Raw genomic sequence first — 17,831 nt, forward strand, 5'->3', positions numbered from 1 at the left:
ATGCAAAATAGATAAGCCAATTTTATCAATAAAAACAGTAATTTAAACTGCTTTTAAAGCTTAATATTTTATCAAATTTTAGAGGATATTTTTGAATTTTAGATACAATACGACTAGTGCCGTACTGACATTAAATAAAATTTTTCACACATTGTCAACAGAAAAATCTAAATATTGTATAATTTCTATTTTAAAGCAAAATATATAGAATTCTGAAAACATTTTACATGTTATAAATTAATTAAACAGTTATTGTAGCAGGGAAGAGAAATGACAGGTACAGAAATATTAGATGCCGTGTATATGATATCAATGATAGTCATATCCCTCTTAACTATAGCAATTTGTTTACCTGCTGCTTTTTGATTTTCATTAATATATAGCTAAATATTAAGCTCATGGCGGGCTGCTGTTGCCAAAAAAGCAGATCTTGTTAAACCTCTCTCTTGTGCGCAATTATCAATTGCACGTAAAAGCCCTCGTTCAATTGATATATTTGTACGTACAACTTCTGCATCATTTTCAATAAAAGGAACTTGTATTAAAAAAGCTCCTTCTGATAAAGCTTTTTTAACAGCTTTCTGTTGTATTACTTCTTCAAATTTTAAAGGAACAGGCACTGTATCCATATCTTCACAATAAAGTTGTAAGGCTTCGGTAGCATTTATAATAAGATTTTCTCCTTCATCAGCAGCAGAGAATAGACCTTCAAAATCAGGAAACTGAACACCAAAAGCAGCATCTTCATCTTTATGAACAAGAGCAAAAAATCTTTTCATTCTTCTTCTCCTTTTTTTAACCAGCCTGCTTGTAATGCAATAGAACGCGCTGTACCGATTGGAAGATTTTTCTTAGGATGTGGAACAATAACAACCTTACCATCTTTTTTAAATTTATGGTGTGAACCTTTCACTTTCACAAACTCAAAGCCATCGCGTTTTAATTTTGCAATTATCTTTCGGCTGTTTTGTTCCATTACCCAATCTCATAATGTGTATATATTTACACATTATACTTTTTCTTATTTTAAGTCAATGTTTTTAATAACCAAAATATTTTTGGAGAGTATTAAGAACGATATGCAATGAAGGTACAAGATATGCTAACTCTTGATTTTCTATAACAAGATATTGCAATGCAGCATAAAAATTGTACTGTCTATAAAGGTGTTGTGTTTCTTTTATTACCTCTTGCATATTCAAAAATTGTTTTGTTGCAAATTCAGCCCACTTTTTTCTAGCTGCTTCATCAGAAGATGAGGGCATTTCATTATAAATTGCACTAGGCAATGTTTTTGCACAGAGGTAATCATTTCTTACTTCAAGATATTTTTGTGCAGCATCGTATTGATCTTGATTGAGATTTCCTTGTAAGTAAAGCCGTCCGATATAAGTACCGGAAAGCGGATTTTTTGCCTCTTCTATGGTCAAACAGAAGCGTTTGGCACGCATTTCAATTGCCAATTTATCGATAGGATCACGAGGCATTTTTGTCCGTGAGATACGCCCATTGGGTTCTCTGATACATCCTTCAATGCGTGGACGACCACGTTTTGCTCGTTTTTTTCTTTTTGTCATATTTTTTCAATCAGAATGGTATGCTGTCATGAAGAGATACGCTATAATCGGAGACACCAGAGGCGATAGCATAATTTTGAGAAGTAATGGGTGAAGGGGTAGAGGATGCTGATTGCTCTTTCTTTGCATCAAGCAAATACAACTCGCCTTTGAATTGTGGTAAAACAATCTCTGTTGTATAATGTTCACCACCATTTTTATCTTGCCATTTGCGTGTCTGTAATTTTCCTTCTACGTAAACCTTTGAACCTTTGTTGAGATACTGAAGAGCAATTTTTGCCAAATATGGATTAAAGATCACCACGGAATGCCATTCAGTTTTTTCTACTTTTTGATTGGTCTTTTTATCTGTATAGCTCTCAGAAGTTGTCATACGAAAATTGACCACCTCACCACCAGAAGTCATTGTTTTGCTTTCGGGATCAGCACCAAGGCGCCTGATTAACGTCACTTTATTTAGCATGTTTGTAGCCCCATTAGACTTGCAATTTAAAACGTATAAAATCTTAGCATAATTTGCTTATTTTTTCAATTATTTCAGTTTGTTAATAACAGTTTTTTAAGTATTACATTATAATATTATTTGACAAATCATGCATCAAAAAACCATGTCACACAAATGGCACGGCTTTCTTATTTCTGCTTTTAACTTTTCAATAAATATCCTTTCATTAAGAGTCTGTATCAAACTTTTTTGTTCGATTTATTGTTGACTGTCGAACCTTTTTGTGCGATATTCATTTTATGCAGAAAGGGGAGGCTAAATGAAACGAGAAGCACTGCTTAGAGAATTACGTAAAGAAGCCAGAAAAAGAGGCATTCATTACAGTGAAGCTCCTGATGCAGGTAAAGGGTCACATTATTTGGTAACTTTTGGAGACAAGACAACCGTTATAAAATCTGGTGAATTGACCCCACTTTACGTGAAAATAATAAAAAAGCAGTTGGGGGTATGAGTTACTCTCTCAACAGCTTTAATTTTTCGTTTTAAAAGCATTTCGATTATGGCGAGGAGACCTAAACATGGAGTACACTTATCAAGCAAAACTGGAATCTGACCCAGATGGTGGTTTTATTGTAACCTTTCCAGATGTACCAGAAGCAATAACAGCTGGAGAAAATAGAGCAGAGGCATTAGAGAATGCTGTTGAAGCTTTAGGGTTAGCATTACGGAGCTATCCTATGCGTGGTTTGCCTTTACCAATGCGACAACAGTATAAAGACCTTGTAGAGGTTACGGTAGATGCGTGGAATGCTCTTAAGCTCGCAGTGGTAGAAGCCTTTAATGAAGCGAATATCACAAAAACAGAATTGGCACATCGTTTGGGTAAAAAAGAAACAGAAGCAAGACGCATTCTTGATCCAAATTATCCAACTAAACTTCAAACTCTAGAGCAGGCACTGACTGTTCTTGGTAAGCAAGTCGTTATTACAATCAAAAACGCAGCTTGATCTCTTCCCCGCTTAAAGCAGGGAAGATAATCATACTTCCTTTAAATCTAAGCAGCTTTCACAACAGATCTTGCTAAAATCTGCTTTGCTTCTTTAATGATGGCTTTATATTTTTTGTTCTCTTCATCTACTCTAAAAGCATCAACAAGACGAACATGAATAGGACCTAAAAGATACAAAGCTTTTTCACCAGCATTCATACCCTCCCAATGGCTCGGTAAATCAAAGCGTTTATCACTATCATAGTCAATTGACTGTCTTCTTAGTTTCTTTTCACACTCAATAAAGTAACGACGCGCTTGTCTGCCTTTTTCATTGCGCTCAACCATTGAGAGCTCTTTCGCCATATCTAATGTGAGGCAATATTCTGTACTTGGACGACCACTTTTAGGTTTTACTAAATTTTTAGTAAAACTCACAAAGTCCTGATTTTCTTGAAAGTCATATTCTTTAATACGATTAATAATCCAATCGTTAAAACGAGATGTGATCTTTAAAAACACGTGTAATTCACGTGCACTCACGGTTTGTACAATTTCTTGCCCAACAGTTTGTTCTGATATTTTAATGAGAGTCATTGTGAACTCCTAGTTGTTAGAAGTTTTCTATTGACACTCAACAAAAAGTGCCGGGTGCTAGAAAACACGGCAACTAGCCCGTCGTTATGCTTTCCCTGCGAAGGTGTTTTATAGCATAACCACACCCGACAATATTATTATATGCGTCTAGCATACAATGAGTCAAAGCTTTTAAATTGCAGAAGACTGATTATTTCGGTAACCAATCCGCTAGTTGTTCTAAGGTGTTTTCTAGGCACCTGATTCGACAATAGACATGTTGTAGCCATATTGTCAAGAAGCTCCTGATCGTTTTTTGATTTCCTTGTTGATCTCATCTATCAACGCTTCATAATTCAAAATGCTTTTTGGTAAGTTGCCACCGTATATCCATGCTTTTACTTGCGCTTTGGTGCTAAAATCCGCATTTTCTGGTGTGGTATAATACTGACCACCATCAAACTTTTCACACTCTCTTGTACCGTTTTCATACTCGTAGAGATTGTAAAAATACTCAGCCGCTCCATCTCCCCACGGCACATAGCCAACAGCCGTTGCCACAAACTTTTTTTGCATGGGATTTTTACTTTGTGTTAAGAACAGGTGTTGTAAAATTTGCATGTCTTCATCCTTAAATTTGCCAATAGGGTTTTTGACTCAAATTTGACTGTACAGTGCATTTATACCTACAATGTGGTTTTTTGTATCAAAAAAAGTTCTAAATCACTCTGTATGGTGCCTTTTTATCGATTTAAACGCATATCTAATCACAAAACCATTAGCACTTTTCACTACTTTGCTGTTTTTCACTCAATGCCCTTTAAAACTTCTTCAAGCTCTTTTGGACGCTTTTCAATGCGTTCTGATGTTATCGTCGCCTCTTGATTTTTGCCCTCGATTTCTGGCTTTTGAAGAACCTTCAAAACACGATTGGCTTGAAAACGAATATCACTTTCAAGCTTTTCGCAGTAACGATAAAAATCTGCTGTTGACGGCATAAAAGTTGCATTTAAACCCTCTGCTTTGCCTTTCAAAGCGTTCTTTGTTGCTGTTTGCAATACCCAGCTGCTTATGCCTTCAAGAGTGTAAGCATACGCAAGCGCTGTCGCTTTTTCATCTGATCCAATGGGGCTTTTGAGACCATTTGAAAGGACAAGATACGCTGTTTGGATTTCCTCTTCCGTCGCTTTTCTTTCAAGCTGTTGCAACGCATCAGTAACCAATGCTGTAACTCTCTCCGCTTCTGCACTCAATGGCTTTTGTCCCGTTTTCCAAAGGAACGGTAGTTCTGTTGTCATCCTCGAATAAAAATTTGTACACACTATCTGAATTTTTGATATTGGACATGTGCTGTGCAACTCGATAACTCCTGCCACGCTGCTGTTCTGTTTGTTTAGTGCTTGTTTTTCCATAGTTTCCACCTTGTTGATTGATTTCGTAATTTTTTGAATTTCTCACCCAGTTACGCCACGTTGCTTGCCAATCACGTTTGCTAGCGTCCTTACCTGTCTTGGCATTCCAATAATCTCGAAATTTTGCGATTTCGACTTTGATCCGCTCTGGTGGCAAGCCCTCTGTGAGTGCAAAATCGTAATCGGGTTCAAAATCATCAGGCAACCTACACCCCCGATTAGCTTTCGCTTGTTTTGCTGTTTGGGAAATGTTTTCTTGCTCGTGAAGGGGAGGTTGGTTTTCTGATGATGTTGCATTTTGTTCTGATTGGCTTTGGAGGGTATCACCCTCGATTGGTTCGTCAACCAAATCGGTTGTTTCTAAATTTTCAGAACCAATTTCTTTTTTTGCTAATACGATAGTATTAGTTTTTTTATTATATATGTTATTGTTATTGTTAATGGCATCATTAAGCATATCGTTGGCATCATGCTTAGCATTTTGATCATCGCTAATTGTTTTTTCTTTATAATGTTTTGCCCATTTTGCTTGCGCTGCCTTCTGTGCTCTCTCTGAAAATTTATTTATATTTTCATTTGAGTTATTGAGTTCTTCCTCAACATCTGAACTCCACAAACGACCATCGTCTAAAGAAATGATGTGCCCAGATCTAAATAAATAATCTAACGCCTTTTCAAATCTTTTTACTGTACAACAAGTAAAATGAGATAATACTCGTGAATCATTCAAAAGAGGTTCACGCGTGTGTAACATTCTTATTCGCAATTTCACATAAACATTGATTTCCATAGGTGGTAAGTCAGAAAGTTTAAATAGCCACTGATCTGTATTAAGTCTCGTCCATGGTATTTTACTGGACATGCATACCCCCTTCTTTCTTTAAATATAAAATTGCCAAAGCATCTGCTTCGTTGTCATCTTCAGGCGCGTGCCCTTTTGCACGCATCGCCTTAATCATTTCTACTTTTGAGGCGTTTCCTTTTCCTGTCGTTGCTTTCTTAATCGTACCAACTGGAATGCCTTCATACGGTATCTGATGATGTTCACACCATGCCGTTAAGATTGATAACAAATCACCGTAAATATGCGCTGCATTAGTACCCACATGCCGGCGTACTTCTTCAAAATACACTGCGTCAATGCTGCCTACGGTCTTCTTTATTTCTGATAGACATCTCTTAAAGCGTAAATAATGCATTTCACCGACTTCAAAATATCGGGGGTGAAAATTCATGACACCACTGATGATGTGATTATCTGCACCGCAAATAGCCCAACCAGTCTTAGTGCCTAGATCAAGAAAGAGATTGGTTTGTGCATGCGTGATCATAATTCCCCCCTTAAGGTTGTTGTTGTGTGTTTATGCGTGCGTCATAACAGAGCGCGTTGCGATTGCTTGTCTTGCAAAGATGTTTTTTGAAAAAGGAACCTCGCAATGATTCATTGTTAATTAACAATCCTCATTTTTGGTTCAAATGACGCAAGTTAAAAAACTTCTCCTGCAAAAATAAAATCGATCAATCTTGGTTCTTCTTTTTTGTTGATTAACTCAATGATTTTATTATTTAATTCATCAATAACTTTCATCTGTGAAGCTAACTTTAGCCTTTGGCTGTATAGCGTTTCATTTTTTTGCTTAATTAAAGAGGATAAGTTTTCAAGTGCTACTTGCTGTTGTTCAATTGACTTATCTCGCTCTGCAAGAGTGGCTTCATGCCATCTCATCCAACTATCAAATTTTAACTTATGCCATTCTTCTTGTTTTTTAAGAATTGTTGTGTGAGTTTCGTGTCGTTTCACAAGATCTTCTACGCTACAGTCACGATATGGTACTTTTTTCCATTCTTCCACCAATCTATCTCCATTCTCGATTTTCGTATTACAACCTATTAATCTACAAATGCGTGTGTAGAATTTCTTCAATATCCCGGTTCTCATGATCTTTCTTCTTTAAGAGTGTGAATGGTGCTGCTGGTGCTCGTTATTATCTGTAGAAGCAGGTGTGAAAGCAGGCATAGGGATAGATCTATTTTTCAATTGTTGTAGTTTCAGATAATTTATTACAGAGATAGCTCCTCTTTTTTCCCACTTGCAAACAGCTGCTTGAGTTACACCAAGCATTTTAGCCATTTCTGATTGTGTCCAATTAAATTTTCTTCGTATTGACTTAGTCAAATTCTTAAAATCTTCTCTTTTATCCATTTAAAAGCTCCAATTACAGCTTTGTCTCATTTTATTCATATAATTATAGTTATATAAAGTCAAGGAAATTTATCTTTATCAACGACAAAAAAATAAGGTAGACAAAAGTATGAGTAATAAATCTAACATTATAAGCACATTAAAAAAGATTTTGACCGAGTTTAACTTAACGCAAGAAGATGTAGCCAAACGGCTGAACGTAACACAAGCTTCAGTGTCTAAGTGGTTAAAAGATTCTGATCCACGTGGCTCTAATCGAGATGCCATTTTAGAATTATATAAAGAACTAACAGGCGACAATCACTTAACGACTTTTATTCCTCTTATGGGGTATATCGGAGCAGGTACACAGATAGATCCAAGCTTTGAACAAATTCCAGAAGATGGGCTTGAACAAGTAGAAATCCCTTTTGCTTTACCTGATGATATGGTTGCTTTTGAAGTTAAAGGCGATTTTATGCTTCCTGCATACAAAGATGGGGATATGGTTATTGTAAGACGGCGCCAAATCAAAACAATAGAATCCTTCTTTGGCAAAGAAGCCGTTATTCTTACACATGATAATAAAAGATATATAAAGCAGATTAGCAGAGGGATAAATGGAGAGATAGATTTGCTCTCTTGGAATGCACTCCCCATTAAAAATGTTAAAATTGCATGGATTGGAGAAATCTTTGCTATCTTACCAACGAATTCTTACAGTAAACCGATTCGGTCTTATCGCTAATTATCTTTTATATTAACAAACACTTTTCTCTTATTATTTTACAAGACTTTATTATATTTTTTATAAAAAATATAATTTTTCTCTTGATAATTTATAATTATAGTTATATAAATATATCCATAAACCACGCACAAACAATCGCCAAGAGGCGTTAGGGAGGAGAAATTATGGAAAAGCCAATTCTTATAAATTCCAATGAAATTTTATTAGTTACTTATGATGATGATCAAAACATTGCAGAGTCTGGACCGCTTGATGCAAGCCAAATTCTAAGCATTGTTGATGAGGGAGATGATGCCATCCAAATCTTTCGTATAAATCCTTCTGAAAAAAGTTGTGAAGATATCTCTGAAGAAATTGCAGACGCATATGTAGAAGAAAATATCGAACATCTCCATGAGGAGAGCGAGGTTCATTACTTTATACGCGAAAGTGATACTTACAATGACCTTTTAGATGATTTAGCAAAAGAAAGATATAATGATGAGGTCTACGGTACTTATGAACAACAGCACCGTTTGCGTCCTTGTGATGTGCTTTAAAATTCTGAAGGGCGTTTAAAAAGCGCCCCCTTTTTCCCATCAATAATTGATTAGAGTAAACTTATGAACACACATGATAATGATAGTGAAGGATATCTCATATCTGAAAACGAGGCAGACAATAGTATTGGTTATGTCCAAATGGTCAATGCCCATGTCATGCATAGGTACTTAAATTTAAAACAAGATTTTAATACTTGGTTTAATGATTGTGTTGAAAAGCTTGATCTAAAAGAAGGTGTGGATTTTGTTTTTACAAAACAAGAATGGAACAAAAAAAAGATTTGTCCAAAATCTGAAATAGAAACAGATAAAACCGATAATCATCACTTCAAAATTCACGCAGCAAGAAAAGTTGCTCAAGCAGAACGCCACAGAAACTATGGCAGAATATTATATCAGATCTTGCATTTTCTTTAATTAAGGAAGTGATGATGCAAAATTTTATTAGAACATATGAAAAAAATACAAGCTTCTTAAAGGAGTCCATCATGCATAATTTTGTCACAACGGCCAAAAGCAATTTTAATAACCAAACTGTTCAAACTATGTCTAGTCGTGAGATAGCCGAATTATGTAATAAGCAACATGCACACATTATGCGTGATATTAGGCAAATGTTAGGGGAATTATACCCTGAAGAGGGTCAATCCAAATTTGGATCCACCTATTTAGACAAACAAGGCAAACCCCAAAACTGCTACCATCTCCCCAAACGTGAATGCCTCATCTTAGTTTCAGATTATAACATGACATTACGTGCTAGGATTATAGATCGCTGGCAAGAATTGGAAAAGCAAGTGGTCGCACCACAAATCGACTATTCAAGTCCAAAAGCTATGATTGGCTTTTTGAATTACCTCCAAGGGCAAATAGATCAAAAAGACAGCATTATTGAAGATTTAACACCAAAAGCCATGGCACTTGAAAGCTTACAGCGTCATAATGGGCTCTTTGGTCTTACAGAAGCCGCGAAAATACTCGAGATGCAACCAAAACGATTCATTCAATTTTTACAGAAAAAAGGTTGGGTTTACCGGCGTGCAGCAGGTGGAAATTTGCTTCCTTATCAAGACAAAATCCAAAAGCAACTGATGGACTGTCCAACTATCACGCTTCAAACCGCTAGTGGAATAGAAAAAGTCATTCCTTGCGCAAAAATTACCACAAAAGGCATGGGGCTTCTGTCTCAAGAACTTAAAAGACAAAGTATGCATTAAGAGGAGGTTATCATGATAAAAAAGAAATATAAACTCACTGATGAAACAATCAAAATTGATGGAATAACGCTTTACCGTATCCGTGCATTAAAAGACTTTGGAGATGTTAAAAAAGGTGATCTTGGTGGCTGGATAGAGAGTGAAAGAAATCTTAGCCATGATGACAATTGCTGGGTTGGTGGTGAGGCATGGGTTTATGAAAATGCCAAAGTTTATGAAAATGCCAAAGTTTATGAAAATGCTAAGGTTTATGATGATGCCGAAGTTTATAATAACGCAAAAGTTGGTGGTAATGCCATAGTAGCTGGCAAAACAGCATTTTATGGAAGTGATGCTATCTTAAGGTAGAGGCAAAAACCATGGAAAAGAAATATGAACTTACTGATGAAACAATTGAAGTTAATGGACGTACTTTACACCGTATCCGCGCCTTAAGAGACTTTGGTGATGTAAAAAAAGGCGACCTTGGTGGTTTGATTGAACATGAAGGTAATTTATCCCATGATGGCAATTGCTGGGTGTATGATGATGCTTGTGTCTATGGTCATGCCCGTGTTTATGGTGAGGCCAAGGTTTCTGGTGATGCGTTCATTCATCATGATGCTTGTGTTGGTGGCAATGCCGAAATTTATGGTGATGCCATGATTTTTGGCAATGCCAAGGTTCATGGCAATGCACGTGTTTATGGCAATGCCAAGGTTCATGGCAAAGCCGAGGTTTATGAAAATGCCAAGGTTTATGAAAATGCAAAGGTTTTTGGTAGTGTGCGTGTTTATGAGTATGCCCGTGTTTATGGTGTGGCGCGTGTTTCTAAAGGTTTAATTAGAAGTATTGCTATTGTTGATGGTAGAGACAGAAAATACGAACTGACAGATGAGACAATTGAGGTTTATGGACGTACGTTGTATCGCATTCGCGCTTTGAGAAGCTTTGGTAAAGTAAGAAAAGGTGATTTAGGCGGTTTTGTAGAGAGTGAAGATAATCTCAGTCACGAAGGCAATTGTTGGGTTCGTGGTAAAGGAGTGGTTTTGGGAGGCTTAAAAATAAGGGGTGAAGAAGAAGTTATCAATTTTCAGTATATTGATAATGCGACCACTAGAGAGTCCATATTAACACCACAGCAATACATGCAATCACTACCTTGGCACCGTAGAATATGGGAACGACTCCGTTATTATAGGTAGTTCAGAATATGGCTGTAAATAAAAGTAAGTGAGGAGAAAGAAATGGCTTTAATAGCAGCGCTTTGTTTATCTACGATGGTCAATATTCAACTAGCTATTCAACTTTATTGTTTTGATAAAAAAATTCAAAAACTTATAAAGGAGGTACATAAAAGAGATAAAATAATAGAAAGACAAGAAGAGAAAATTTACAAATTACCTTATTCTTGAGAATTTTCATCTTCAAAAGCAAGTAAAAACTCTGTCCAAAACTTGGTTTGAACCACTCTTTCTGGATGATTTGATGAAGTGTGTTCTAAAATGAAGAGTGGAGAAGCTGGTTTATCTAAATTTTGGGGAAGAATAAAAATATCCCATTTCTTTTCTTCTCCTGGGTCGATGTTAAATGGAGCAATAGTGCATCTATATTTACGTTTTAAGAGATGGCTTACAGAGATAAAGCAGACAGCAGGTAACATTGACGCGGTGTATTTTGAAGAAGTGAGGCGTCATGTTGGAACTGATGCAGCGCACGTTTACGGTGGTTTGTTAGCAACGTTAACGGCGTGGTGTGAACATCATCAGATACCGTATGAGGGGATACCGGTTTGTACGATTAAGAAAGTGACGACGGGCAAGGGGAATGCGTCGAAAGAAGAGATTATAAAGGCGATACGTGCAAAAGGACACGCGCCTTGTGATGATAATGAAGCGGATGCTTTAGCAATTTTACATTTAGTTAAAGAAAGGGAATTGGGGTATGTCCAATAAATTACCATGGACAAGGCTTTTTGCTGATAAATGGCTTTTGACTCTTTTTTGTTTGTCGCCGACCGAGAAATGTATCTATGTCACGTTGCGACTTCTAATGCTCCATATTGGTGAGCCTATTTCAAATGACTTAAGGGAATTGGCTCTTGCGGTTGGTTATCCAGTAAAAGAGTTTGAAGCAGCTTTGAATTCCTTGATTGAATGTGGAGTCATCATACGTTTAGAAGATGGTCGTTTGTGGAATTTAGAAGTTGAAAAAGAACTCAACAACTCAAATGAAGAGCTAGATAATTTCACTTGCAATAATAATGAAGAAAGGGAGGTGAAGTATGTCCAGTAAATTACCATGGACGAGGCTTTTTGCAGACAAGTGGTTACTTGATCTTGCACATTTGCCTGCGATTGAAGGCAATGTTTATATGCGGTTGCGATTGCAAATGTTGCGTATCAGAGAACCTCTTTTCAATGATGCGCAAATATTATCTCATTTTACTTGCTGTTCAGTAAAAAGGTTTCAAAAGGCATTAGATTATTTATTTAGATCTGGACACATTATCTGTTTAGAAGATGGTCGTTTGTGGAGTTCAGATGTTGAAGAGGAGTTAAAAGCAGAAGAAGCATTAAAGGAAGCAGCTTTTATTCAAGAGGGGGAGGGGAATGATGGCAAATAAATTACCTTGGGTACGTAATTTTTATCAAGAGTGGATTATGGACTTTGCTGGCACTGATGCAGCAGAAAAAGCGACTTATAGTACACTCACTGCTTTTATGTATAGAACTTGTGAACCGCTTTATGATGATGCTTCTGTTTTAGCACGTGCTGTTGGCTGTTCAGTACAAAACCCGCTTTCGAAAAAAAACAATCTTATAAAACACGTTATGTATTGAGAGGCGCGGTGAATAACACGATTCTTTGTTTTGATCTAGGTACGAAGACGGGGTGGGCGATGTGTGGAGAGAGAGGTGACATATTTAGTGGCATCGTTGATTTTAAATCACGCCGTTTTGAAGGCGGTGGGATGCGTTATTTACGCTTTAAAAGATGGCTTATAATTAAAGAAAGGGAGAGCGGGCATGTCTAATGGTATGCCATGGATAAGATTCCACTTGTATGACTGGATAAGTGGTACAAATGGAATGACATCTGAACAACGGGGGATTTATATAACCCTTCTTGTTCTTATGTATGAAAAAAAAGCACCACTTAAAACAGACTTTCAAACGCTTGCACGCGTTTGTCATTGTTCACAAAAAAAATTCTCAACGACTGTCGAGTATCTCATAAGGAATGATAAACTTATTGAGACAGATGATGGATTATGGAATACGCGTGTTGAAGAAGAGCTAAAAGATTTTTCGGATAAAAAGGATCACATATCACGAGTTCGTAGTGAAGCTGGTAAAAAAGGTGCACAAGCGAAAAGTAATATAAAACAACACGTTGATAATTTTGCTGAAGCAAACGTTAAGCAAAATAATAATTTTGCTGAAGCAAACGACAAGCAAAATCAAGCTATAAAGAATAAGAATAATATATATAAAAAAAATAACACTATCGTGTTATCAAAAAAAGAAACTGAATTTGAAGATTTAGAAACAATCGATTTGGTTGACGAGCCAATCGAGTGTGATGATGTTGATAGCCAATCAGAACAAAACGCAACATCATTAGAAAACCAACCAATCATTCACGAGCAGACAAGCGTTCCTAAGAAAGCCAAGCGGGTTAAAAACGACCGCGGTTGTCGATTGCCTGCTGATTTCGAACCCGATTACGATTTTGCACTTGCAGAGGGCTTGCCACCAGAGCGTGTGAAGGTCGAGATAGCAAAATTTCGAGATTATTGGAATGCCAAGGCGGGTAAGGATGCTAGCAAGCGTGATTGGCAAGCAACATGGCGTAACTGGGTGAGAAATTCAAAAAATTACAAAAAAGGAGAAAATTATGGAAAACAAACCAATTCTCAAACAGAACAACAGCGCGGTCGTGCCTATAGAATTACACAACACATGTCCGATTTCAAAAATGCAGACAGTCCGTACAAATTTTTATTCGAGAATGATGCAAAACCCTCCATTCCATTGGTTACCGGGCAAAAAGCCGTCACCTGCAGAAGCGGAGAGAATTATCTCGTTGGGTAATGAAGTTTTGCAAATGCTTGATGAAAAAGCTTCTGAGGAAGAAATAAAAGCTATGTTTCTCATGCTTTCTGGTGGGCTTAAAAGCCAACCCGGAGAAGATGAAAAAGCTACAGCAGTTGCTTATCTCTTTTCTCTCAATGGGTTAAGCCGTTGGGCAATCAAAACCGCAACAAAGGATGTGATGAAAGGTAAAGCAGAAGGCTTATCGACAACGTTCATGCCTGCTTCTGTAGATCTTCTGCTTTACTGTGAAAAGCTTGAAGACAATATTCGAACGACAGTTGAAAGGATATTCAAATCACTTGATAAACCAGAGATTAAACCGAAAGGAGAACCTGTTTCTGCTGAAAAATGGAATAAGCTGATGCAAATGTTTAAAAAAACAAAGATTGGTTTAAGTCCTTTTAGAAACCAATCTGATGGAACAGCTTGAATAACTTTTAAAGTACTTTTGATTTAATAAAAAATTGAGAGAGAAATGACACAAAATTTTGATGAAATATTAGAACTTAAAATTTTTTTGGCTCAGATTTCAGAGCGCATCAAGCAAGGTGATGCACAGATCACTAAGGAAGAGGAAAAAAAAGCAATAAAAGCTTGTCAAAAGTTAAAAGAAACAATTGCTGTAAAATCTTCTTCCAATAATGTTGCTAAGGCTTTTGCTTTACTTGAAGGTGGCTTAATAATGCGACAAACGGCAAATGTAGATGCTTGTGCTCACGCTTATGCCATAGCGCTTCAAGGGATTTCACGATGGGCGCTATATAATGCTGTCGAACAGATTATACGTGGTGAAGCCAAAGATATGTCAACAACGTTTGTACCAACATCTGCTGATCTTGCTGCGTATTGTAGAAGTTTGGAAAAAGATCTTTGTGCAGATGTTAATTTTGTACTCACAGCTCTTAGTACATAGCAAAGTAGTGAAAAGTGCTGATTGTTTTGAGAATAGATATGCGTTTAAACAGCCAAAAAAGTACCGTACAGAGCGATTTTAGATTTTTATGATTAAAAACCACATTGAAATTAAAAACGCTTCTGTACAGTCCAATATGAGGCAAATAAACCCATTGGTAAAGTTATGGATTTAGACTAGGGGATATTAAATCAGATGTTTTTAAAAAAACGTAAACAGCCCATTCAAAAAAAGTTTATCGCAACGGCGGTTGGATATGCACCATGGGGATTAGGGGTGGCTGAGTATTTTTATAATCTTTACGAATATGATGATGGGATGAGAGAATATGAGGAATTTGAAGGCGGTCAGTATCATGAGATACCTAACAAAGTTGATTACAGTACCAAGGCACAAGTGAAAGCGTGGATATACGGTGGTAATTTACCAAAAAGCGTTTTGAGTTTTGAAGCGTTGATAGACGAGGTGAATGAGAAAATCAAAAAGCGTACAAAAGATGATCAGTTGATTAGTGAGATAACGAATGATGGAGAATGGGGTTATCCATTGTCTTGTGAAGAGATGGACAGAGAGCTAGCAAAAGCCGTTGATATTCAATTAGGTAAGAACCAAAATGAAAAAAAGTGAAAAAAATAAAAAATACGTATTGACTTTAAGGAAAAGATCGTTTAGTAAGGTCGACAAGTGCTGAAAACACTTAAACCATTAGCGGGTAAACCACGATAAGGTTTCTCCCATTTCTTAAAATACTGGCTGTCTTTTATGCTTTGGATAGCGTATAACGATTTTGTCGGGTGTGGTCGCACCATACAACACTCTTTATGAGAAAAGTGTGACGACGGACTAATGGCCGTGTTTTCAACGCCCGACGCCCTTATAGGGTGTCAATTGAAAACTTCTAACCATTAGGAAAACAAGCATGAATGCTACAGCTAAAAAACAAACTTTCCCCATTATTGCTACCGTTGCAAATGATAATATTGCACAAGATTTCGTATCAAAAGATACACAACAGACTAAAAAATATGAACTTTCATTAGGTGCTATTGAATTTGGTAATCGTTTATTTCGTCGTGTTATAGCTTTAAGAGATTTTGGAAGCGTTAAAAAAGGCGACGTTGGTGGTTTTATAGAACATGAAGGTAATTTATCCCATGATGGCAATTGCTGGGTAGCTGGTTATGCTTTAGTATTTGGTAAAGCGCGTGTTCTAGATGATGCGCGTGTTACAGGTTATGCAAAAATTTTTGGAGATACAGAGATATCAAATAAAGCACGTGTTGGTGGTCATATGAAAATTTTTGGTCATAGTGATGCTTTTGGTAAGGTATTGGTTTCTGGGCGTGCACGTCTTTTTGGAAATGAAACTATCTCTTTTGGTAGTTTTCGATAACCTTTGAAATGCAGCGCGGCGGGGGCGCCCCTTTAAAACATCTCATTTAAAAATTTAACAAATATGAACTTAGGGAGCTACCTATGACCACGACAACTGTATCTAAAAAATATGAACTTACTGATGAAAGTCATGATATTGAAGGGATTACTTTACACCGTATACGTGCTTTAAGAGATTTTGATGATGTAAAGGCGGGGGATTTAGGTGGCTTTATCGAAAAGGAAGATAACCTATCACATGATGGCAATTGCTGGGTATATGATGATGCTATAGTTGCATATGATGCTATTGTTAGTGAAAATGCAAAAATACGTAATGATGCTTGGGTTTTTATGGAAGCAAGGGTAGCAGGGAATGCAGTGGTTAGTGATAAGGCGCGGGTTCTTGAAAAGACTGCTTATGTTCATGGCAATGCAAAAATATGCGATAATGCAGCAATTTGCGGTGAAATTTATGGGAATGCCATTGTTTGTAATAAAGCCATGGTATCTCAAGAGGCAAGAATTTATGACAATGCAAAAATTTTAAATAGCGCTTGTGTTGCTGGCTTTATTTATGGGAATGCAAAAATATCGGGGTCGGCTTGTATTTATCCCGAGGCAGAGATTTATGATAATGCATGCATTCAAGGAAAAGTTAAAGTTTATTTCTTTGTAAAAGTTTTTGGTAATACCGTTATTAAAGGTAATAGAAAAATTTATAAAGATAGTGATGTTAGTGAACAAAGCACAAATAAAGCAGCATAATTGAACGCGCGAGCGGTGCGGGGGCGCCCCTTTAAAACATCTCATTTCATTTACAAATTAATCGAATATTATATTAGGGAGCTACCTATGACCAGTACAACTGTATCTAGAAAATATGAATTTACTGATGAAACTACAGAAGTTAAAGACCGTTATGGTAGAGTTATAACACTTTATCGCATTCGCGCTTTGAGAAGTTTTGGAAGTGTTAAAAAAGGTGCCCTCGGTGGCTTTATTGAAAGTGAATACAACTTATCACATGATGGCAGTTGCTGGGTTGGTGATAATGCAAAGGTTTATAATGCCGCTATTGTTTGGGGGCATGCAAAGGTTTTCGAAAATGCAATAATTTGTGATGAGGCGCATGTTAATGGATTTGCAAAGGTTCATGGCAATGTACGTGCTTATGGGAGTGCAATTATTGGTGGCAGGGCACGTATTTTTGGAGATACGCAACTTTTTTCGGGGGCATGGGTTACAGGAAGAAAAGAGATTTCTACAGGTTTAATGTCTTTTGGAGATAGGGTAAAGACTGTAGATGAATTGATTAAAGCGGCTGCGTCGTATTCTAAAAGATAGAATTAAAAGAAAGCCGTGTCTTTAAGGGACGCGGCTTCTTTTTACCAAAACCATTATTGACAAGGACAATTCATTATTAAAATGATTAGTAAATTACATAGTTTGTGTATAAACGCAAGTTTATTTTTATTCAAATTGAAGCAATCAACATAGTGTGCTATATTTAAAAACATAGAAAGCGTAAAAAACTTTCTTTTGCAGCGTCGTGATGGCGTTGTATTTTAACCATTCCTTCGGTTAAAGTAATATACTTTTTAAAAATCGCTATAAAAAGCCGTGTCCTTTAAAAGACGCGGTTTTTTTGTGTGTTAACGCTTGTAATTTTACACATAATGTGCTACATTTTGTATGACTTGAGAAATTGATAAAGTCGTGAAAGCCTTGTTATGTATTTACGTAATGGGGCTTTCTTTTATACTGGGGGTTGG

General features: G+C 36.7%; 31 protein-coding genes and 1 pseudogene. 20 read left to right on the forward strand and 12 right to left on the reverse strand.

Going from position 1 to position 17,831, the window contains the following annotated elements; translation table 11 throughout:
- Window positions 1-383 precede the first annotated feature (383 nt).
- The 4 genes from PVV70_RS07665 to ssb form a co-directional block, all read right to left on the reverse strand.
- Window positions 384-779, reverse strand: coding sequence for a type II toxin-antitoxin system HicB family antitoxin (locus tag PVV70_RS07665; RefSeq protein WP_273758679.1), 396 nt, complete (start codon window positions 777-779; stop codon window positions 384-386).
- The gene (locus PVV70_RS07670; protein ID WP_273758680.1) at window positions 776-976 is read right to left on the reverse strand and encodes a type II toxin-antitoxin system HicA family toxin; all 201 of its coding nucleotides are present in this window, start codon (window positions 974-976) and stop codon (window positions 776-778) included. Before PVV70_RS07670 ends, PVV70_RS07665 begins: the two co-directional genes overlap by 4 nt.
- A gap of 64 nt (window positions 977-1,040) precedes the next feature.
- Window positions 1,041-1,577, reverse strand: coding sequence for a hypothetical protein (locus tag PVV70_RS07675; RefSeq protein WP_273758681.1), 537 nt, complete (start codon window positions 1,575-1,577; stop codon window positions 1,041-1,043).
- A 10-nt stretch (window positions 1,578-1,587) separates the two neighbouring features.
- A complete protein-coding gene (gene ssb / locus PVV70_RS07680) occupies window positions 1,588-2,040 on the reverse strand; it encodes a single-stranded DNA-binding protein (RefSeq protein ID WP_273758682.1) in 453 nt (150 codons plus the stop codon).
- Window positions 2,041-2,341: 301 nt separating this feature from the next.
- On the opposite strand from ssb, the gene PVV70_RS07685 reads away from it, so the two are divergent.
- On the forward strand, window positions 2,342-2,533 hold the full coding sequence (locus PVV70_RS07685) for a hypothetical protein (protein WP_004859817.1): 192 nt from the start codon (window positions 2,342-2,344) through the stop codon (window positions 2,531-2,533).
- 67 nt (window positions 2,534-2,600) lie between these two features.
- On the forward strand, window positions 2,601-3,029 hold the full coding sequence (locus tag PVV70_RS07690) for a type II toxin-antitoxin system HicB family antitoxin (protein WP_273758683.1): 429 nt from the start codon (window positions 2,601-2,603) through the stop codon (window positions 3,027-3,029).
- A 47-nt stretch (window positions 3,030-3,076) separates the two neighbouring features.
- On the opposite strand, the gene PVV70_RS07695 is transcribed toward PVV70_RS07690, so the two are convergent.
- The 7 genes from PVV70_RS07695 to PVV70_RS07725 all read right to left on the reverse strand — a co-directional run bounded on the left by PVV70_RS07695 (window position 3,077) and on the right by PVV70_RS07725 (window position 7,201).
- The gene (locus tag PVV70_RS07695; protein WP_273758684.1) at window positions 3,077-3,607 is read right to left on the reverse strand and encodes an antA/AntB antirepressor family protein; all 531 of its coding nucleotides are present in this window, start codon (window positions 3,605-3,607) and stop codon (window positions 3,077-3,079) included.
- A 273-nt stretch (window positions 3,608-3,880) separates the two neighbouring features.
- Window positions 3,881-4,207 carry a hypothetical protein gene (locus tag PVV70_RS07700; protein WP_273758685.1) on the reverse strand — a complete coding sequence of 109 codons (327 nt, stop codon included), beginning with the start codon at window positions 4,205-4,207 and terminating at the stop codon, window positions 3,881-3,883.
- A 185-nt stretch (window positions 4,208-4,392) separates the two neighbouring features.
- A complete protein-coding gene (locus tag PVV70_RS07705) occupies window positions 4,393-4,839 on the reverse strand; it encodes a hypothetical protein (protein ID WP_273758686.1) in 447 nt (148 codons plus the stop codon).
- Window positions 4,799-5,860, reverse strand: a complete 1,062-nt coding sequence (locus tag PVV70_RS07710) for a DUF1376 domain-containing protein (protein ID WP_273758687.1) — start codon at window positions 5,858-5,860, stop codon at window positions 4,799-4,801. Before PVV70_RS07710 ends, PVV70_RS07705 begins: the two co-directional genes overlap by 41 nt.
- A complete protein-coding gene (locus PVV70_RS07715) occupies window positions 5,850-6,329 on the reverse strand; it encodes a crossover junction endodeoxyribonuclease RuvC (protein WP_273758688.1) in 480 nt (159 codons plus the stop codon). The genes PVV70_RS07710 and PVV70_RS07715 overlap by 11 nt, the downstream gene beginning before the upstream one ends.
- A gap of 155 nt (window positions 6,330-6,484) precedes the next feature.
- Complete coding sequence (locus PVV70_RS07720) at window positions 6,485-6,850, reverse strand: hypothetical protein (RefSeq protein WP_273758734.1); 366 nt, start codon at window positions 6,848-6,850, stop codon at window positions 6,485-6,487.
- A gap of 99 nt (window positions 6,851-6,949) precedes the next feature.
- Window positions 6,950-7,201, reverse strand: coding sequence for a helix-turn-helix transcriptional regulator (locus PVV70_RS07725; protein ID WP_273758689.1), 252 nt, complete (start codon window positions 7,199-7,201; stop codon window positions 6,950-6,952).
- A 109-nt stretch (window positions 7,202-7,310) separates the two neighbouring features.
- On the opposite strand from PVV70_RS07725, the gene PVV70_RS07730 reads away from it, so the two are divergent.
- From PVV70_RS07730 to PVV70_RS07760, 7 genes are all read left to right on the forward strand, one after another.
- Entirely contained in the window at window positions 7,311-7,928 is a 618-nt protein-coding gene (locus PVV70_RS07730) for an XRE family transcriptional regulator (protein ID WP_273758690.1), read from the forward strand.
- Window positions 7,929-8,095: 167 nt separating this feature from the next.
- The gene (locus tag PVV70_RS07735; RefSeq protein ID WP_273758691.1) at window positions 8,096-8,470 is read left to right on the forward strand and encodes a hypothetical protein; all 375 of its coding nucleotides are present in this window, start codon (window positions 8,096-8,098) and stop codon (window positions 8,468-8,470) included.
- Between the two features lie 63 nt (window positions 8,471-8,533).
- A complete protein-coding gene (locus PVV70_RS07740; protein ID WP_273758692.1) occupies window positions 8,534-8,890 on the forward strand; it encodes an antA/AntB antirepressor family protein in 357 nt (118 codons plus the stop codon).
- A 71-nt stretch (window positions 8,891-8,961) separates the two neighbouring features.
- Complete coding sequence (locus tag PVV70_RS07745) at window positions 8,962-9,690, forward strand: Rha family transcriptional regulator (RefSeq protein ID WP_273758693.1); 729 nt, start codon at window positions 8,962-8,964, stop codon at window positions 9,688-9,690.
- A gap of 12 nt (window positions 9,691-9,702) precedes the next feature.
- Entirely contained in the window at window positions 9,703-10,038 is a 336-nt protein-coding gene (locus tag PVV70_RS07750) for a hypothetical protein (protein ID WP_273758694.1), read from the forward strand.
- Between the two features lie 11 nt (window positions 10,039-10,049).
- Window positions 10,050-10,874, forward strand: a complete 825-nt coding sequence (locus tag PVV70_RS07755; RefSeq protein ID WP_273758695.1) for a hypothetical protein — start codon at window positions 10,050-10,052, stop codon at window positions 10,872-10,874.
- A 42-nt stretch (window positions 10,875-10,916) separates the two neighbouring features.
- The gene (locus PVV70_RS07760; RefSeq protein ID WP_273758696.1) at window positions 10,917-11,084 is read left to right on the forward strand and encodes a hypothetical protein; all 168 of its coding nucleotides are present in this window, start codon (window positions 10,917-10,919) and stop codon (window positions 11,082-11,084) included.
- Here the strand turns inward: PVV70_RS07760 and PVV70_RS07765 are convergent.
- Entirely contained in the window at window positions 11,075-11,332 is a 258-nt protein-coding gene (locus tag PVV70_RS07765; protein ID WP_273758736.1) for a hypothetical protein, read from the reverse strand. The genes PVV70_RS07760 and PVV70_RS07765 overlap by 10 nt on opposite strands.
- Between PVV70_RS07765 and PVV70_RS07770 the strand changes: the two genes are divergently transcribed.
- The 11 genes and pseudogenes from PVV70_RS07770 to PVV70_RS07820 all read left to right on the forward strand — a co-directional run bounded on the left by PVV70_RS07770 (window position 11,253) and on the right by PVV70_RS07820 (window position 17,403).
- On the forward strand, window positions 11,253-11,624 hold the full coding sequence (locus PVV70_RS07770; protein ID WP_273758735.1) for an endonuclease: 372 nt from the start codon (window positions 11,253-11,255) through the stop codon (window positions 11,622-11,624). The genes PVV70_RS07765 and PVV70_RS07770 overlap by 80 nt on opposite strands.
- Entirely contained in the window at window positions 11,614-11,964 is a 351-nt protein-coding gene (locus PVV70_RS07775; protein WP_273758697.1) for a DUF1376 domain-containing protein, read from the forward strand. Before PVV70_RS07770 ends, PVV70_RS07775 begins: the two co-directional genes overlap by 11 nt.
- Window positions 11,954-12,229, forward strand: a pseudogene (locus tag PVV70_RS07780) (hypothetical protein); the annotation flags it as partial. The gene PVV70_RS07775 and the pseudogene PVV70_RS07780, both read left to right, overlap by 11 nt.
- 52 nt (window positions 12,230-12,281) lie before the next feature.
- Window positions 12,282-12,512: a hypothetical protein gene (locus PVV70_RS07785; RefSeq protein ID WP_273758698.1), complete on the forward strand. Its 231-nt coding sequence runs from the start codon at window positions 12,282-12,284 to the stop codon at window positions 12,510-12,512.
- A gap of 186 nt (window positions 12,513-12,698) precedes the next feature.
- On the forward strand, window positions 12,699-13,766 hold the full coding sequence (locus tag PVV70_RS07790) for a YdaU family protein (protein WP_273758699.1): 1,068 nt from the start codon (window positions 12,699-12,701) through the stop codon (window positions 13,764-13,766).
- Window positions 13,759-14,199: a hypothetical protein gene (locus tag PVV70_RS07795; protein ID WP_273758700.1), complete on the forward strand. Its 441-nt coding sequence runs from the start codon at window positions 13,759-13,761 to the stop codon at window positions 14,197-14,199. The genes PVV70_RS07790 and PVV70_RS07795 overlap by 8 nt, the downstream gene beginning before the upstream one ends.
- A 45-nt stretch (window positions 14,200-14,244) precedes the next feature.
- Window positions 14,245-14,682 carry a hypothetical protein gene (locus PVV70_RS07800; RefSeq protein ID WP_273758701.1) on the forward strand — a complete coding sequence of 146 codons (438 nt, stop codon included), beginning with the start codon at window positions 14,245-14,247 and terminating at the stop codon, window positions 14,680-14,682.
- A 195-nt stretch (window positions 14,683-14,877) separates the two neighbouring features.
- Complete coding sequence (locus PVV70_RS07805) at window positions 14,878-15,309, forward strand: hypothetical protein (RefSeq protein ID WP_273758702.1); 432 nt, start codon at window positions 14,878-14,880, stop codon at window positions 15,307-15,309.
- Window positions 15,310-15,601: 292 nt separating this feature from the next.
- The gene (locus tag PVV70_RS07810) at window positions 15,602-16,075 is read left to right on the forward strand and encodes a hypothetical protein (RefSeq protein ID WP_254475367.1); all 474 of its coding nucleotides are present in this window, start codon (window positions 15,602-15,604) and stop codon (window positions 16,073-16,075) included.
- An 83-nt stretch (window positions 16,076-16,158) separates the two neighbouring features.
- On the forward strand, window positions 16,159-16,824 hold the full coding sequence (locus PVV70_RS07815) for a hypothetical protein (RefSeq protein ID WP_273758703.1): 666 nt from the start codon (window positions 16,159-16,161) through the stop codon (window positions 16,822-16,824).
- Between the two features lie 87 nt (window positions 16,825-16,911).
- A complete protein-coding gene (locus tag PVV70_RS07820; RefSeq protein ID WP_273758704.1) occupies window positions 16,912-17,403 on the forward strand; it encodes a hypothetical protein in 492 nt (163 codons plus the stop codon).
- The last annotated feature ends 428 nt before the right edge of the window (window positions 17,404-17,831 follow it).

The organism is Bartonella sp. AU55XJBT, from assembly GCF_028618525.1.

Bases quoted from the DNA above. Each gene is read 5' to 3' on its own strand.
- PVV70_RS07665 (WP_273758679.1), bottom strand. From the start codon at position 779: ATGAAAAGATTTTTTGCTCTTGTTCATAAAGATGAAGATGCTGCTTTT.
- PVV70_RS07670 (WP_273758680.1), bottom strand. From the start codon at position 976: ATGGAACAAAACAGCCGAAAGATAATTGCAAAATTAAAACGCGATGGC.
- PVV70_RS07675 (WP_273758681.1), bottom strand. From the start codon at position 1,577: ATGACAAAAAGAAAAAAACGAGCAAAACGTGGTCGTCCACGCATTGAA.
- ssb (WP_273758682.1), bottom strand. From the start codon at position 2,040: ATGCTAAATAAAGTGACGTTAATCAGGCGCCTTGGTGCTGATCCCGAA.
- PVV70_RS07685 (WP_004859817.1), top strand. From the start codon at position 2,342: ATGAAACGAGAAGCACTGCTTAGAGAATTACGTAAAGAAGCCAGAAAA.
- PVV70_RS07690 (WP_273758683.1), top strand. From the start codon at position 2,601: ATGGAGTACACTTATCAAGCAAAACTGGAATCTGACCCAGATGGTGGT.
- PVV70_RS07695 (WP_273758684.1), bottom strand. From the start codon at position 3,607: ATGACTCTCATTAAAATATCAGAACAAACTGTTGGGCAAGAAATTGTA.
- PVV70_RS07700 (WP_273758685.1), bottom strand. From the start codon at position 4,207: ATGCAAATTTTACAACACCTGTTCTTAACACAAAGTAAAAATCCCATG.
- PVV70_RS07710 (WP_273758687.1), bottom strand. From the start codon at position 5,860: ATGTCCAGTAAAATACCATGGACGAGACTTAATACAGATCAGTGGCTA.
- PVV70_RS07715 (WP_273758688.1), bottom strand. From the start codon at position 6,329: ATGATCACGCATGCACAAACCAATCTCTTTCTTGATCTAGGCACTAAG.
- PVV70_RS07725 (WP_273758689.1), bottom strand. From the start codon at position 7,201: ATGGATAAAAGAGAAGATTTTAAGAATTTGACTAAGTCAATACGAAGA.
- PVV70_RS07730 (WP_273758690.1), top strand. From the start codon at position 7,311: ATGAGTAATAAATCTAACATTATAAGCACATTAAAAAAGATTTTGACC.
- PVV70_RS07735 (WP_273758691.1), top strand. From the start codon at position 8,096: ATGGAAAAGCCAATTCTTATAAATTCCAATGAAATTTTATTAGTTACT.
- PVV70_RS07740 (WP_273758692.1), top strand. From the start codon at position 8,534: ATGAACACACATGATAATGATAGTGAAGGATATCTCATATCTGAAAAC.
- PVV70_RS07745 (WP_273758693.1), top strand. From the start codon at position 8,962: ATGCATAATTTTGTCACAACGGCCAAAAGCAATTTTAATAACCAAACT.
- PVV70_RS07750 (WP_273758694.1), top strand. From the start codon at position 9,703: ATGATAAAAAAGAAATATAAACTCACTGATGAAACAATCAAAATTGAT.
- PVV70_RS07755 (WP_273758695.1), top strand. From the start codon at position 10,050: ATGGAAAAGAAATATGAACTTACTGATGAAACAATTGAAGTTAATGGA.
- PVV70_RS07760 (WP_273758696.1), top strand. From the start codon at position 10,917: ATGGCTTTAATAGCAGCGCTTTGTTTATCTACGATGGTCAATATTCAA.
- PVV70_RS07770 (WP_273758735.1), top strand. From the start codon at position 11,253: ATGTTAAATGGAGCAATAGTGCATCTATATTTACGTTTTAAGAGATGG.
- PVV70_RS07765 (WP_273758736.1), bottom strand. From the start codon at position 11,332: ATGTTACCTGCTGTCTGCTTTATCTCTGTAAGCCATCTCTTAAAACGT.
- PVV70_RS07775 (WP_273758697.1), top strand. From the start codon at position 11,614: ATGTCCAATAAATTACCATGGACAAGGCTTTTTGCTGATAAATGGCTT.
- PVV70_RS07785 (WP_273758698.1), top strand. From the start codon at position 12,282: ATGATGGCAAATAAATTACCTTGGGTACGTAATTTTTATCAAGAGTGG.
- PVV70_RS07790 (WP_273758699.1), top strand. From the start codon at position 12,699: ATGTCTAATGGTATGCCATGGATAAGATTCCACTTGTATGACTGGATA.
- PVV70_RS07800 (WP_273758701.1), top strand. From the start codon at position 14,245: ATGACACAAAATTTTGATGAAATATTAGAACTTAAAATTTTTTTGGCT.
- PVV70_RS07805 (WP_273758702.1), top strand. From the start codon at position 14,878: ATGTTTTTAAAAAAACGTAAACAGCCCATTCAAAAAAAGTTTATCGCA.
- PVV70_RS07810 (WP_254475367.1), top strand. From the start codon at position 15,602: ATGAATGCTACAGCTAAAAAACAAACTTTCCCCATTATTGCTACCGTT.
- PVV70_RS07815 (WP_273758703.1), top strand. From the start codon at position 16,159: ATGACCACGACAACTGTATCTAAAAAATATGAACTTACTGATGAAAGT.
- PVV70_RS07820 (WP_273758704.1), top strand. From the start codon at position 16,912: ATGACCAGTACAACTGTATCTAGAAAATATGAATTTACTGATGAAACT.